Source organism: Streptomyces sp. NPDC036815, assembly GCF_055609205.1.
The window spans coordinates 104,206-118,360 of record NZ_JBVJPW010000005.1 but is presented as its reverse complement, the minus strand read 5'-3'; the positions used below and the strand labels follow the sequence as shown (position 1 = coordinate 118,360).

Annotated in this window: 13 protein-coding genes; all 13 read right to left on the bottom strand. The window is 70.4% G+C overall.

Going from position 1 to position 14,155, the window contains the following annotated elements; all coding sequences use genetic code 11:
* Window positions 1–95: 95 nt before the first annotated feature.
* Window positions 96–791, bottom strand: a complete 696-nt coding sequence (locus tag ACZ69I_RS13585) for a demethylmenaquinone methyltransferase (RefSeq protein ID WP_467670570.1) — start codon at window positions 789–791, stop codon at window positions 96–98.
* Between the two features lie 201 nt (window positions 792–992).
* A complete protein-coding gene (locus tag ACZ69I_RS13580; RefSeq protein ID WP_470832212.1) occupies window positions 993–1,592 on the bottom strand; it encodes an imidazolonepropionase-like domain-containing protein in 600 nt (199 codons plus the stop codon).
* Between the two features lie 7 nt (window positions 1,593–1,599).
* On the bottom strand, window positions 1,600–2,799 hold the full coding sequence (gene mqnC / locus ACZ69I_RS13575; RefSeq protein WP_389714905.1) for a cyclic dehypoxanthinyl futalosine synthase: 1,200 nt from the start codon (window positions 2,797–2,799) through the stop codon (window positions 1,600–1,602).
* A gap of 132 nt (window positions 2,800–2,931) precedes the next feature.
* Window positions 2,932–3,651, bottom strand: a complete 720-nt coding sequence (locus ACZ69I_RS13570) for a prepilin peptidase (RefSeq protein WP_470832209.1) — start codon at window positions 3,649–3,651, stop codon at window positions 2,932–2,934.
* Between the two features lie 433 nt (window positions 3,652–4,084).
* A complete protein-coding gene (locus tag ACZ69I_RS13565) occupies window positions 4,085–7,153 on the bottom strand; it encodes a BTAD domain-containing putative transcriptional regulator (protein WP_470832207.1) in 3,069 nt (1,022 codons plus the stop codon).
* A gap of 223 nt (window positions 7,154–7,376) precedes the next feature.
* Window positions 7,377–8,156, bottom strand: coding sequence for a hypothetical protein (locus ACZ69I_RS13560; RefSeq protein WP_470832205.1), 780 nt, complete (start codon window positions 8,154–8,156; stop codon window positions 7,377–7,379).
* Window positions 8,157–8,944: 788 nt separating this feature from the next.
* Complete coding sequence (locus ACZ69I_RS13555) at window positions 8,945–10,318, bottom strand: hypothetical protein (RefSeq protein ID WP_470832204.1); 1,374 nt, start codon at window positions 10,316–10,318, stop codon at window positions 8,945–8,947.
* Window positions 10,315–10,644: a hypothetical protein gene (locus tag ACZ69I_RS13550; RefSeq protein ID WP_470832202.1), complete on the bottom strand. Its 330-nt coding sequence runs from the start codon at window positions 10,642–10,644 to the stop codon at window positions 10,315–10,317. The genes ACZ69I_RS13555 and ACZ69I_RS13550 overlap by 4 nt, the downstream gene beginning before the upstream one ends.
* Before the next feature lie 30 nt (window positions 10,645–10,674).
* Window positions 10,675–11,781: a hypothetical protein gene (locus ACZ69I_RS13545; RefSeq protein ID WP_470832444.1), complete on the bottom strand. Its 1,107-nt coding sequence runs from the start codon at window positions 11,779–11,781 to the stop codon at window positions 10,675–10,677.
* A complete protein-coding gene (locus tag ACZ69I_RS13540; RefSeq protein ID WP_470832200.1) occupies window positions 11,781–12,413 on the bottom strand; it encodes a hypothetical protein in 633 nt (210 codons plus the stop codon). Before ACZ69I_RS13540 ends, ACZ69I_RS13545 begins: the two co-directional genes overlap by 1 nt.
* Before the next feature lie 332 nt (window positions 12,414–12,745).
* A complete protein-coding gene (locus ACZ69I_RS13535) occupies window positions 12,746–13,210 on the bottom strand; it encodes a TadE/TadG family type IV pilus assembly protein (RefSeq protein ID WP_467670587.1) in 465 nt (154 codons plus the stop codon).
* The gene (locus ACZ69I_RS13530; protein WP_389714918.1) at window positions 13,207–13,647 is read right to left on the bottom strand and encodes a TadE/TadG family type IV pilus assembly protein; all 441 of its coding nucleotides are present in this window, start codon (window positions 13,645–13,647) and stop codon (window positions 13,207–13,209) included. The genes ACZ69I_RS13535 and ACZ69I_RS13530 overlap by 4 nt, the downstream gene beginning before the upstream one ends.
* On the bottom strand, window positions 13,647–14,081 hold the full coding sequence (locus ACZ69I_RS13525; RefSeq protein WP_467670589.1) for a TadE/TadG family type IV pilus assembly protein: 435 nt from the start codon (window positions 14,079–14,081) through the stop codon (window positions 13,647–13,649). The genes ACZ69I_RS13530 and ACZ69I_RS13525 overlap by 1 nt, the downstream gene beginning before the upstream one ends.
* Window positions 14,082–14,155: the final 74 nt, after the last annotated feature.

Sequence of the window (14,155 nt, the reverse complement as noted above, 5' to 3'; positions counted from 1 at the left end):
TATCAACGGACACATCTTGCCCGCCGGCTGGTTCCCATGGGTCGCGGAACCCCAGTCTCAACTGGAGCGTTACGAAGTGGGGTTGGCCCGCCCGGTCAGCCCTGCTTGAATCCGCGGTGCAGCGCCACGACGCCGCCCGTGAGGTTCCGCCAGGCCACCTTCGACCATCCCGCGTCCTGCAGCCGCGCGGCGAGCGCGGGCTGGTCGGGCCAGGAGCGGATCGACTCGGCGAGGTAGACGTACGCGTCCGGGTTCGAGGACACCGCGCGCGCGACCGGCGGCAGCGCCCGCATCAGGTACTCCTCGTAGACCGTGCGGAACGGTCCCCACGTCGCGTGCGAGAACTCGCAGATCACGACGCGGCCGCCGGGCTTCGTCACCCGGTACAGCTCGCTCAGCGCGGCGTCCGTGTCCTGGATGTTGCGCAGCCCGAAGGAGATGGTGACCGCGTCGAAGGTGTCGTCCTTGAACGGCAGCTTCGTCCCGTCGCCCGCCGTGAACGGCATCCAGGGGTGGCGCTGCTTGCCGACCCGCAGCATGCCGAGGGAGAAGTCGCAGGGCACGACGTACGCACCGGCCTGCGCGAACGGCTGCGAGGAGGTGGCGGTGCCGGCGGCGAGGTCGAGGACCTTCTGCGCGGGGCGTGCGTCGACGGCCTTCGCGACCTCCTTGCGCCAGAGGCGGGCCTGGCCGAGGGAGAGCACGTCGTTGGTGAGGTCGTACCGTTCCGCGACGTCGTCGAACATGGTGGCGACTTCGTGCGGCTGCTTTTCCAGGGTGGCTCGGGTCACCCGTCCATTGTGGCAGGCCGGTCCTCTCCCCTGGCGGCGGCCTGCCTCGGCCTGGCGCGGCAGCGGGTGCGGGTGCGGGTCTTCGTGGCCGTTCGCGCAGTTCCCCGCGCCCCTTGATAGGGCCGTCTCTCGTCCGCGGGTATGTCGGGGTTGCTCGCGCAGTTCCCCGCGCCCCTTAAGGGGCGCTCCCTCGCCTCACCTTCAGCGGGACCTGTAGACCAAGCGGCCCGTGATCACCGTTGCCACGCAGGTGCTCGCGCCCTTGCGGACCAGGTCTGCCCGGTCGGTCACATCGAAGATCGCGAAGCGGGCCGGGGAGCCCGGTTTCAGGGGTGGCAGGAGAGTCAGGGGGGTCGGGGAGAGGGACGGGGGGCCCGGGAGGCGGGGCGGGCGGGCGCCCACGGCGAGGGGGGCGCGGCGGACCGCGTCCAGGACGGGGCGGGCGCGGAGTTCACCCGCGACGGCGACCGTGCCGTGGGCCAGGAGCCGCTGGACGCCGCGCCGGGCGCTCGCGCCGAGGAGGGACGGGTCCGCGCGGAAGAGGGCGGCCGCGCGCTCCCCGCCGATGGGCTCCGTGCCGAGTCGGCCGGCCTCGCGCGGGTCGGGGTGGTACGTGGCCTCGAGGAGTTCGGGACCGTACGGGTTGAGCAGGCCCGGCGTGAGGATGCCGGGCCAGCGCCGGACGCGGGCCGCGGGGTGGGCCGCGGCCAGCTCCTCGTACGGGCCGACGGCGGCGACGCCCGCCCCGTCGACCAGGACCGCCGCCTCGGGTGAACGCTCGGCGACGTGAAGTGTCAGCAACGGGACCTCAGTTGGTGGCGAGGAGCTTCAGCTCCGGGTGAGCCGTGCCGCCCTCGATCGCCGTGGAGGAGATGTGCGAGGCGACGCGGTCGTCGACCGGGTCGTTCGCCGGGTCGTCGTGCACGACGAGGTGCTCGTACGTGGTGGCGCGTTGGGCGGGCACGCGGTCCGCCGTGCGGATCATCTCGATCATCTCGCGGAGGTTCGAGCGGTGCTTGGCACCGGCCGACGAGACGACGTTCTCCTCCAGCATCACCGAGCCGAGGTCGTCCGCGCCGTAGTGCAGGGTCAGCTGGCCGGCCTCCTTGCCGGTGGTCAGCCAGGAGCCCTGGATGTGCGCGACGTTGTCGAGGAAGATCCGGGCGATCGCGATCATGCGGATGTACTCGAAGATCGTCGCCTGGGTGCGGCCCTTGAGGTGGTTGTTCTCGGGCTGGTACGTGTACGGGATGAAGGCCCGGAAGCCTCCCGTCCGGTCCTGCACGTCACGGATCATGCGCAGGTGCTCGATGCGCTCGGCGTTGGTCTCGCCCGTGCCCATGAGCATCGTGGACGTCGACTCGACGCCCAGGCCGTGCGCGATCTCCATGATCTCCAGCCAGCGCTCGCCGCTCTCCTTGAGCGGGGCGATGGCCTTGCGGGGGCGGGCCGGGAGCAGCTCGGCACCGGCGCCGGCGAACGAGTCGAGCCCGGCGGCGTGGATGCGCTGGATCGCCTCCTCGGCGGACACCTTGGAGATGCGGGCCATGTGCTCGACCTCGGAGGCGCCGAGGGAGTGGATGACCAGCTGCGGGAAGTTCTTCTTGATCGCCGAGAAGTGCTCTTCGTAGTACTCGACGCCGAAGTCCGGGTGGTGTCCGCCCTGGAACATGACCTGGGTGCCACCGAGCTCGACGGTCTCGGCGCAGCGCCGCAGGATGTCGTCGAGGTCGCGCGTCCAGCCCTTCTTGGTGTCCTTCGGGGCGGCGTAGAAGGCGCAGAACTTGCACGCCGTCACGCAGACGTTCGTGTAGTTGATGTTCCGCTCGATGATGTACGTCGCGATGTGCTCCGTACCCGCGTACCGGCGGCGGCGGATGGCGTCGGCGGCGGCGCCGAGCGCGTGCAGCGGGGCGTCGCGGTAGAGGTCGAGCGCCTCTTCGGGAGTGATCCGCCCACCTGCGGCGGCACGGTCGAGGACGGACTGGAGGTCGGCCTTCTCGGTCACCGGGGCGTCCCTTTCGTAAGGGTTGTCATTCAGCAGGCGCGTCGCGCTTCGAAACAACGGTGGGGGTGGGTGGGAGTCGGGCGGGCGGACCAAGCCAGCGTACGCCAGCACGATCGGCCGCCCGACGTGGGCTCACGCGGCGTAGCCGCCGAGGAGCAGTCCCACGAACGCGCCCGAGATCAGGAACGGGCCGAACGGAATCGCCGTCTTGCGCCCCGCACGACGGGCGATCACGAGCCCGGCCCCGTACAGCGCGGCCAGCAGGAACCCGGCGAAGGTCCCGAGCAGCAGGACGCCCCACCCGTACCAGCCGAGCACGGCCCCGAGGCCGAGCGCCAGCTTCACGTCGCCGAAGCCCATGCCGCCCGGGTTGATGAGGAAGAGCACGAAGTACGCGCCGGCCAGCGCGAGCGCGCCGTAGAGCGCCCCGGCCCAGGAGCCGCCCTGCTCGGGCAGGAGCGTGACGGCCCCGAGCAGCCCGAGCGCGGCGCCGCCGAGCGGCAGCGTGAGCACGTCGGGGAGCCGGTGCACGGTGAAGTCGACGAGGGCCAGCAGCACGCCGAAGGGCGCGAGCAGGAGCCAGGCGCCGAGCTCGGGCCGGGTGCCGGTGGTGAGGGCGAGGGCGGCGCAGACGAGGGCGGTGACCACCGCGACGCTTGCGGTCCGCGGCCCGTACCAGCCGCCCCGCGGGCACCGCGCGAGCCCGACCCACGAGGTCAGGGGCTGCCCGCCGGGACTCTCGGCCCGCCACTCCTCGTCGGGCGCCACGGACAGCCGATAGGCCGCACGCGGCACGAACAGCCCGACGAGGGCGCCCCACAGGGCACCTCCGAGAACGAGGATCAGGGACACGGGTTTATGGCTTTCCGGGTTGGGTGGGGGCTGGGGAGGGCCGGGGGTGGGGGCTGGGGGTGGGGGCTGCGGGTGGTGGGGATGGCCGGGGGTGGGGATGGCCAGGAGTGGGGGCTGCGGGTGGTGGGGACGGCCGCGCAACCGGAGGGCGGGTGTGGGGACGCGGCCGGGCGGCGGGGACAGCCGCGCCACCGACAGGCAGACGCGAGGACGGCCACGCCACCGGCAGGCAGGCGCGGGAACGGCCGGGCGGCGGGGACAGCCGCCCCACCGAAAGGCGGGCGCGAGGACGCGGCCGGGCGGTGGGAATGGCCGCGCCACCGGCGGGCAGGCGTCGGAACGCCGCGCCACCGAAAGGCGGTCCTGGGCACGGACGCGCCACCGGCAGGCGGACGCGAGGACGGCCGCGCCACCGGCAGGCAGGCGCGACGCGTCAGCCCGCCGCGCCGACGCCACCGCGCCACGTCGGCAGCAGCTCGTCGAGGAGTGCCTCCGTGCGGGGCGGCAGACCGCGCGCGCCGCTGCGGGTGACCAGGTCGGCCGCGACCTGGCGCAGCCGGGCCGGGTCCTCCGTGGCGTGCGTGGCGCGGAGCAGCTCGTTCCAGAGGCGCTCGTCGCCCGGCGCGGAGCCGAGCGCCGCGTTGAGCGCCTCGATCGCCTTCTCCGCCCGCCCCTTCTCCAGGTGGAACTCGGAGAGCGCCAGGCCGATGTCGGCGACGAGCAGCGGCAGCTGGGCGTCGATGATCTCGTGCGTGAGCCAGCCGTACCGCCCCTGCGGCCGGTCGGCGAGCAGCGGCCCGCGCACCAGGACCAGCGCGTCGGTGAGCATGCGCCCGCGCACGGCACGGTTGCCCGCGCCGCGCCCCTGCGTGGCCTCGTGGTAGAGCGAACGCAGCACGTCCAGGTCGGACACGACGGACTTGGCGAGCGTGAGCCGCCCGGTCCCGTCGACGGACAGCCGGGGCGACCCGTCGGGGTCGGTGCCGAGCCACGCGCGCAGCCGCTCGACGAGCGCGTCCCGCACGTCGTCGGTGACGCCGCGCGGCCACAGCGCGGAGGCGAGCACCCGGGGGTGGACGCCCTCGCGGTGCAGGAGCAGCAGGGCGAGCGCCTCGTGCAGCAGCGCGCTGCGCTCACCGTCCGGGGTCTCCAGGCCGATGATCTCGTACGTGCCGACGAGGCGGGCGTAGACCGCGGGGCGCCCCTGCTCGGTGACGTCGACGAGGAACGGCGGGGCGGCGCCGGTGGGCCCGTCGTCCGGACCCGAGGGGTTGCCGGAGCCCTCCGGGTCGGCGTCGGTGAACAGCTGCACGACGGCCCGCTGCTGGGCCTCGGGCAGCGACTGCGCGTCCAGTTCGAGCCCGAGCAGGGGCGCGAGCAGCTTGCCCTGCCGGGTGATCTCCATCTCCCAGGCGGCGCCGGGCAGGCCGCCGGACTCCGCGCCGGACTCCGCAGCGGACTCCGCGCCGACGAGGTAGCCGATGCCCAACCTGCTCGCGTCGGCGGCCAGTTCGGCGAGCTTGACCGCGTCATCGGGGCTCGGCTCGGCGGCGAGCAGCACGAGGTGCGGGGCCCAACGGGTGTGCTGGGCGGGCCCGGTGCGACCGGTGAGCACGGAGTCGTGCCCGGCGGCGCCGAGCGCTCCGCGCCGCTGCCGCGTCTCGGCCTCCATCGTCTCGATGAGGGCCTCGACGTCCTCCAGGTGCCGCAGCCGGTTGGGCGCGAGCGGGGTGAGGTCCTGGCCGAAGCCGACGACGGTGATGGTCATCCGGTCCGACCAGCCGTTGGTGGCGAGCTCGGCGGCGACGGAGGCGAAGACGGCGGCGCGGTCGGCCGGGCTGCCGCTCAGCGAGACGATGCCGGGCACGGACTCCAGGTTGAGGAGCAGCCGCGAGTCGTCCATGGTGCCCAGGCTGACGAGCCCGGGGTAGGGCGCGGCGGTGTCCACGTCCTCGTACCGCTCGGCGTCGGCGCGCGACAGCATCCAGAACGTCTGGTCCTGCCCCAACTGCCAGGGCGCGGGCGGCCGTCCCGCGGGCTGGGCGAGCTGCAGGTGCAGGTCGCCGTTGCTCAGCCAGGCCGCGTACACGGTCGGCAGGGCGCGGTTCTCCTCGGCGAGCGAGGCGGCGAGACCGCGCAGCGACAGGTCGAGGAGGCGTACGCCCTCGGGGTCGGCGCCCACGAGGAGCGCGTCCTGCGCGTCGGCGGCGGCCCCGGACGGCGTCGGCGGCTGCATGCCGCCGCGTCCGCCGACCGCGCCCATGGCCGACTGCCACAGGGCGTGCCGACGGCGGCGGCCGAGCGCGCCGAGGAGACCGGCGGCGAGGAGGGGTGCGCCGAGGAGGGCCTGGGGCAGCCCGAAGTCGATGCCCTCGGAGGGGGCGGTCGCTTCGGCGCCGGGGGCCTGCGCGGCGGGGGCGGGGGCTTGGGTGTCCGGGGTGGCCGGGGCCTGCGGCATCGCGGGCTTCTCGGGAGTGCCGGGCCGCTGCTCGGGCAGGACGATGTGCGCGGTGTCGCGGTCGACGGAGCTCCCGCCGCCCTGCTGCTGCCCGCCGCTCGCCCCGCTCGCCCCGTTGTCGCCGGTCCTGGAGTAGTCGGAGATCTGCTCCTTGACGTCCTCGGAGACCTTGGGCGCCTCGTCGGGCATCTCGACGAGCTCGCCGCCGTGCGCGTCGGCGGGCATCTCCATGATCCAGCCGGGCCGGATGAGGCTGGCCTCGGAGAGCTTCGAACCGTCGGGCTGCTCGCGGTCCTTGTTGAGCTGGTAGATCTCCTTGTACCGGCGGCCGTCGCCCAGGTGCCGTTCCGCGACCTCCCACAGGGAGTCGTGGTGGCGCCCCTCGGGGGGCTGGATCCGGTAGTACTTCGTGTCGCCGTCCTTGGCGCCGCCCCGGCCGTCGGCGTGCGCGGCGGCCTGGTCGGCCTGGGCGGCCAGCGCGTCGGCGGCGCTCGCCGCGGCCTGCTGCTCCTGCCCGAAGAGGCCGGGCGTCCGGTGGGCGCTCGCGGCGGACGCCGGCTTCTGGTTGCCCTCCAACGACTGCCCGAACTGCGAGAGCCCCGGCGCGAAGCTGGCGGCGGTGGCCCCGACGAGCAGCACGGCGGCGACCAGCTGCCGCGCGAGCATCTGGCTGCCGCCGGCGCCCGGCACCCGGTTCGGGATACCGACGCCGGAGAGCGCGGCCTTTATCTCCACCAGGACACATGCGGTGAACTGCGCCCAGGCGAACCAGACGACGACGGTCAGCACATTGATGAACGTGCTGACGGTGATCTCCTGCTGCAGCCAGTCCAGCGAGGGCGAGCCACCCGGCAGCGGCCACCCCACGAAGACCACGAGGGCCCCGGGCACGCCGACGAGGAGCACGGCCAGCGCGACGAAGGCGAGGAAGGCCTTGACGAAGTCCGCGAGACTGCGCCGCCGCCGGGGCAACGGCTGCGGCGTACGGTTCCGCGGGCCCTGCGGGTTCGGCGGGCTCGTCGAGCGTGAAGGGGTGCGCGCCATGGCGGGTGTCCTGGTGTCCTGTGGGGAGGAGTGGGTGGGGAGAGGGGTCGGTTGTGCGTACTGGGGTGATGTTACGGAAGGGGCCGAAGCACAAACAGAGGCGGACGCCAACCCCCCGCCCGGTTAGGCCCACCCCACCCCAAAGGCCCGTTTCACCCCCTGCAAGTCGGGGCCCGTCGCCGAGCCGTCCGAGCCCTGGGGTTACTTGGATCGGGGGGTGGCGTCACAGTTGCGGTACGGATGGGGACGGGCCCCCATCCGTACCGGTAAACGGGTCCTCGAAGCTGACCAGTTCGACAATGCCACGCAAGATGCGGCGGTAGTCCTCCCGGCGATGCACAGCCTGGGTGCTCAGAGTCTTCACAGCGAGACGTTCGCCGTCCGGATGAGGCAGGTGGGCATGGATCTGGAGCAGGGGGGCCACCGCAAGCCCGTCGGCCGCCACAGGCGTCCGTACGGACTCGGTCAGACTGACCGGCCCACAGGGGGCGTTTTCGATGTACTCGACGTGCCTGGGTTCATCCCCCTCGGGGGACGAGGCTGCCCGTGCTGCCGTGACGAACGGTGGAGCGATGGCGATGTCACGCCACGAGAGGGTCAGGAAGGACAGCAACAGAGGCTCACCCGTGCCCCTTGCTTCGGCCCTGCGGCCCTGCACGCCTCCGTCACTCCCAGGCAGGGCCCCGTCGCCGGTTTCGATGTCGATGTCGTCACGGTGCAAACCGATCGCGCAGTAGACGGTCCTCAACTCGCACAATATCGCCAGCATTTGTTGCGCCGATCCGATGTGCGCCATAAGAAGTTGCCGAGCCAGTTCATCGGGTGCCGTGTCCAGAATCGGGGCCAGCGCGGCATGGACTGAGCTGCTCCCGGACGTGTCCGAAAGGTTCCGCAGAGCATCCAGCGGAATGGCGGTGAATCCGGCGGGCTCACCGAACCAGATGTCGGCCTTCGGATCCCGGGCGGATGCATCGATAACGAAAAGCGAGGAGGTGTCCTGCACGCGGATTTCCCATACATGCGAGAGGAGGCGCCGAAGTCGCGCGACCCGGCGGCACGGTCCCGCACAGGCAGCGACTCTCAGTTCAGGGGGACGGAGCAGGCGGTGCCGCCGGCCCCGGCACCCGGGCACCTGCGTGACGAGCCCGCGCCAGGGCACCGGGACTGGCGTTCCAGTCCACTGGTGCAGCACGCCGGTCCACGGCATTCGTTTGGTACAAGAGGTGCAGGCGACGGGGCGCCGAGCCGCCGCGGCCCACGGCGACCACAGCGAGGAACCGAGGGTCACCTGCGAACCACAGAGGTTCGATCTCCGCCTTGCGCTCGGGCTTCGTATGGGGAGCACCGATCCGCCTGAACCACCAGTGGCTCCGATACGCGGATACAAAGGTCAGGGGGATGTTCTCCGTGACGGCGTCGGGGTTGGGGAGTTCGAACCACATGCGTTTGTCGGAGGCAGCCGGGTGCGGTGCAATACCCTTCGGCACGTCCCCGAGAAGTTGCCATTGATACGCTCTCAGCACTTTCCGCATACGCATCGAGGCGCGAAGAAAGGAACACTCCACCAGGGCCCGGAAGGGTGCATACAGCAGCACAGGGAACAGAACCCAGCCGACGGACACAGGAAGCCCGACGATCGCGAAGAGAGCCCCGAGTGCGAAACACACCCACCCCAACAATCTGAGCGCTCCCGCAATTATATTGCGATTCCAGGCCTTCCGAGTCTCCACCTGGCCCCATGCCACTTGATGTTCTGCCGCATGCATATCAACGGGTCCTTCCCGTGAGGGCCTATCGTCCAAAGACATGGCGAGCGACATCGATGATCCCGCCGCCATCGACACCGAGACGCGTGCCGTCAATACCGGTCACGGTTCCGCCCTTGATTCCATCGTCATCCGCGTCCATCATCTTCATCGCGAGGCCGAATCCGGCTGTCCCCACACCCAGCGACGCGGAAGTCATCTGGACGGCCTTGATGACGGGCTCGGCTCTGGCGCCTCTGACGGTCGTGGCGAGAAGCGAATTCCCCAGCCCTGTAAGGACCTTCGCCTCGTCCACCGCGCACGAGCCGACCTGAGCGATACGCCGCCCCAAAGGCATGATTTCCCCGGCTTCGCCGACAGCCTGGAAGGCAGTCCGAGACCCCTTCCACACCGCCCCCACTCCGGGGGCCGTCCCCAGCACGTCGCCGCCCACCGTCACCAGATTGCTCCAGAAGTCCTGGTCGAGCTCCCCTTTGATGACGCCGTCCCAGAGCGACGCCCGCAGTTCCGCGTCACCGAACACCCGCAACGCCAGAGCCCCCGCGCTGAGCACGGCGGCCGTCAGCAACAACACGGCTGCAGCTGTCCCTCCCGACACCACGAACAGTGCCACCAGCCCCACACCGGCCGAGACCGTGCCAAGGATGTCGGGGAGGTTTTCCTCGACCCAGGCCATCGCCCTTTCCAGCCAGCCCGACTCCTGCGGGGCGAGCCTGTCCGTGGCGTCGCGAATCCTCGAGGCCCGACGGCCCGCCTTCTCTTCATGCTCGAAGGCCAGTTGCCTCGCCCTGCCAAGAATGTGTTCGAGTGCGGCCTCTGCGTCCTCGACCCGGGCGTTGGCGCGGGTCATGGCCTTCTTCGCGGCTTCGTGCTCCGGTCCCTTCTTGTCGGCCGGATGCGGGGCATCCTCGGACGCTCGTGCCGCGCCTTCCGCCTTGCGCAGGGCTTCGCGTGCGTCCTTCGCGTCGCGTTCCAGTCGCTTCGCACGGCGCCGGAAGTCCTCCAGGTCGCCGTGCCAACGGTCGAGTTGGCGAGCCGCCTTGGTGATCGATCGGGCAGCATTCTGCAGGTTCTTCGCCAGCGGCCCGTCCTGCAACTGCTCGCGCCAGGCAACAGCCGCGTCGCCCTCCCAATAGCTGCCGGCCATCAGCTCGGTGACGGTTCCGTGCGTGTCGTCCAAGACCTTCGCGCAGCGGACCAGCTTCTTGTGCAGAGCTCTGACCACGTCGCAGTCCCCGGGGGCCGGATTGAAGCCCAGAGCCGGGTAGTCCGGATTTTTGACGTCCCCGCCCGGGGCGGGCACTGCTGGAGGAGACTTCAGGCCTTCCGGCAGCCGGGCATTTCTGGCGGCAGGAGAGTGCGCGAACGAGCCTTCTTCCTGGCCCGGTGTCATCGTCATCTCTCGACCCTGCCGCTCTTCCGCTCGGCCCTCTCACGGGACTTCCTCATCGTCTCTTCGAGTGCCATGTCGACCTCGAAGTAGCTCTCCTTGTTCTTTCTGATGATCTTTGCGAGGTCCTCGGCCTGCTCGCCGATCTGTTCCGTCCCGTACTTCCAGTTGTCCTGGAATTCCGCACACGCACTGTCCAGGTCATCCGTCCCCAGGCCCGACACCGTGGCTTCGGACAACGCTTTTCGCAGACCCTTCAGCGCGTCGTTCGACTTGCTCAGCAACCTGACGAACGTGTCCAGTTCGGTCCCGTCGACCCTCAGTCGCTCCGCCATACACCCCTCGATCTCAGCCTGGAGTCGTCGTCATCGGTTGACGGTCTGGATCTCCTGAACATGAATGCTTCGAGAGTTCTCGAACGTGCCGTCCGGGAGGTCGCCCTTCGCTCCCCCTGAACCGGCCCAGGAAATGTCCCAGGTAACGGACGCCTTCAGCTCGTACGGCCGACCGGCCGTCGCGCGGAGATACGCGACCCCACAGGGCGGATCCTGATGCGAAGCGCCCTTCACGTACGGCATTCCGATGCTGCCGTCGCCACCGATCTGGCAGTCTCCGGAGGCCGGATATCTCTCCGCTTCCGCGGTGCCCGGCTCAAGATGCAGGGCGACCGGCTTGGCCGTGGTCACCGCCCACAGGCCGGTTCCGGGGAGGTCGGCACGGACCGTGACGGTCTTGAACGTGCCCTTGTCCAACCACATCCAAGTGGGCAGGTTAACCGTCGACTTGCGCTCCGGCTTCACCTTGATCTCGGTGCCCGGAACCTTGATCTTGTCGTACGCGAAAGCGGCGAGGGTTTCGGGCGTGGGGGCGTTCTCGTCCTCGGGAATCGTGCCCGCCTTCTGCCAGAACATGATGCGGCCGCAATCCCATGCCTCGGAATCCTGGTATCTGCCCTTGCGGACCGTGCTGCGCCAGAACATGCCCTGTTTACCCAGGTTGTAGTTCTTGTACCCGCCCGCTCCGGCGCCTTCGGTTCTGTTCAGGCTCAGGCCAGAGGTGCCGTTCGACGATTTCGCCTTCTCGTAGTGGTCCACCCACAGCCCATTGCTCCACCACGTGTGGGCGTTCACCAGCCCGCCTTGTCCCGACGTGACGGCGTCCTTGAGCTGCTTCGGAGAGAACACGGGCTCGTACCAGCACGCCGGGGGCCGCCAATGGGGATCGACCGGCTTGAGCCCGCCCGGTGACGCCTTCGCCGTGCGGCCGCCTGAATAGGCGAGCCTGATTCTCGTGTCGGACACCGACGCCATCAGCTCTCCGTCCGCGGCCTTCCCACTGGGGCCGGGCCGCGGTGTACTCGACTGCTTGTCCTCGTCACCGCCCCAGGCATGGGCCGCCGGAGTCATGAAAGCCATCGCGAACAACGGCGTCGCCAGAAGTCCGGTCGTCCCACGAAGACGGCGCCCTGTCATCAGCACGCGCCCCGCTCCGTCTCAGCCGTCGTCGTCTTCCACACGCCTTGCTCTGTCTTGTCGAGGCGCGTCCGGTATTGGAGACGAGGGTTGGTGCCCTGCGGGGTGCCGGCTTCCTTACCGGTCTTCCGGTCCCTGGTGCGGCCGTGGCTCTCGTCGACGCAGTAGAAGAGGACCCCGAATCCCTCATTACTGATGTGTACCTGAGGGTTGAATACCCGGCCCCTGCCCACGAGCGTGTGGCCCTCGTCCACGAAGCCCCGGATCCACTTGCGTGCCGACTTCAGGGAAGCACCCGAGTTGTAGAACTCGACGGCATCCGAGTCGGGGTCGCCTGCGACGATCGCGGCGTACTCGGCGCGAAGCTCTTCCTTGCCGTCATCCAGGATTCTCTGCAGCTCGGGATCACTGTTCATCCAGCCCTCGAAGCTGACCTGGAAGGACTCGGGGAGATTGATCACCGGCCGCTCGGCCCCACCGCGCGACGACGGAGACGCCGACGCACCACCACCCTCATCAGCCCCCACAATCCCCCCACCCCCACCCGAACCACCCGACCCACCACAAGCCACCACTATCGAAGCCGCAGAAACAGTGAGGGCGGCCATGGCAATGCGGGCGCGGCGGATCACTCGGGCTCCTGATGAGGTGTAGGCGCTGGAGGCGAGGCCAAGCTATCCACACCAGGCCCACCGGGCAGGGGCGTCCGGGCCCTTGCGGCGGCCCCCGTGCTGTCGGAGCGAGAGCGTGAGGCGTCTCAGGAGGGGAGGCACAGGTGGGGTACAGCCGTCGCTCCGCGGGCCGTGGTGGCCCGGTGGCCTCCCTGGCATACGCGAAAACCCATCATCAATACGTGTGATGAGCCGAGCGGCCCGAGACCGTCCCCCAGGAGGGAGGGGGGAGAAGAAGGAGAGGGGAAGAGGGGAAGAGGGGAAGAGGGGAAGGAGCGGGAGGAGACACGAGGTCACCCCACCTCGTTCTCCGCCACCGCCCTCCCCTTCACCGTCACGTCGCCCCCGTAGAACAACCCCGTGAACACCGGGCTGTACGTCATCTGCACCTCGACCTCGACCTCCTGCGGATTCGCCCGCACGCAGCGCGTGTTTCCGACGTCCGCGCCCTTCAGGCCCGCCTCTTCCACGTAGGCCCGTACCCGGGCTCCGCAGTTCTCGAAGTTGATGGGGGCGCCCTTCGCGCCGTCGTAGATGTCCTCGAGTTCCAGGTCCTGCGCGGCGTAGCGCGCGGCCTGTTCCGCGATGTCGGCGGCGCGTTCCCGTTTGGAGATGGAGAGGCCGCCGTCGATGACGAACGCCGCGAGGGCGAGGAAGACGATCGCGAAGATGATGACCGCGCCGGCGCCCGAGCCCCGGTCGTCGAGGCGGGCGCGGCGGGACGCGATCCAGGCGCGTACGACGGAGTGACGTCTCACGCCGACCTCCGGTACGGGTCGAGCGGCGAGCTGAAGGAGGCCTCCAGCGTCGTCGGGATGTCGAGGCCGAGCATGGCGAGGCCCCTGACCTCGCAGCTGACCTCGACGGTGAAGAAGGGGTCGACCTTCTCGTTGAATCCGTCGCTCTTCTGGACGACGTGGACCGGGCCCGAGCAGACGTCGGCCAGGTCGGCCCGCGCGGCCTTGCGCGCCTCGGACATCGCCGTGCCGTGGTCCTTCTGGATCGAGCCCGCGCGGGCGGCGTCGCGCGCCGCCCCGTCGATGGCGCCCCGGCCGTCGACGAGCTGGCCGAAGGCGACCAGGACCAGGATGAACAGGATCATCACCGGCGCGAGGATCACCACCTCGACGGTCGACAGACCGCGGTCGTCGCGGCGTCGGGCGCCGGTGGGCGCTGCGCCCCGTACGTTCCGCATCAGCCGTTGTCCTCCACGAACCGCTCCACCGGCCCCGACGACCGCGCGTGCACGGTCAGGTCGAGTCCCGGGAAGACCGTGGGGACCCGCGCCTCAATCTCCACGCCGACCGTGTTCTGCTCCGGCTGGATGGTCTTCACGTCCGGTCCGAGCACCAGCTTCGGGCCGAGCTGGCGGATGTACGCGTCGGCCACGTCACGGGCCTCGCCCCGCCAGCCGCCCGCGTTCTCGTCGGCGGTGGCGCGCGCCTTGCGCGCGCCCGCCTGAGCGGCGGCCTGGGCGACATGGTCCGCGAAGAAGTACAGCGCGAACTGCACCGTCGCGAAGATCATGAAGAACAGCACCGGCGTGAGCAGCACGAACTCGATCGCGGTCATGCCGGATTCGCCGCGGGCGGAGGCGGCCTCCACCCTGCGGCGTACGAATCCACGCATTCCCCGCACCCGAACCCCGTCGCCTTTCACCGTGTCGCAAGCCGCCGACCGTCAGTTGTCAGTCACCCGTCCTC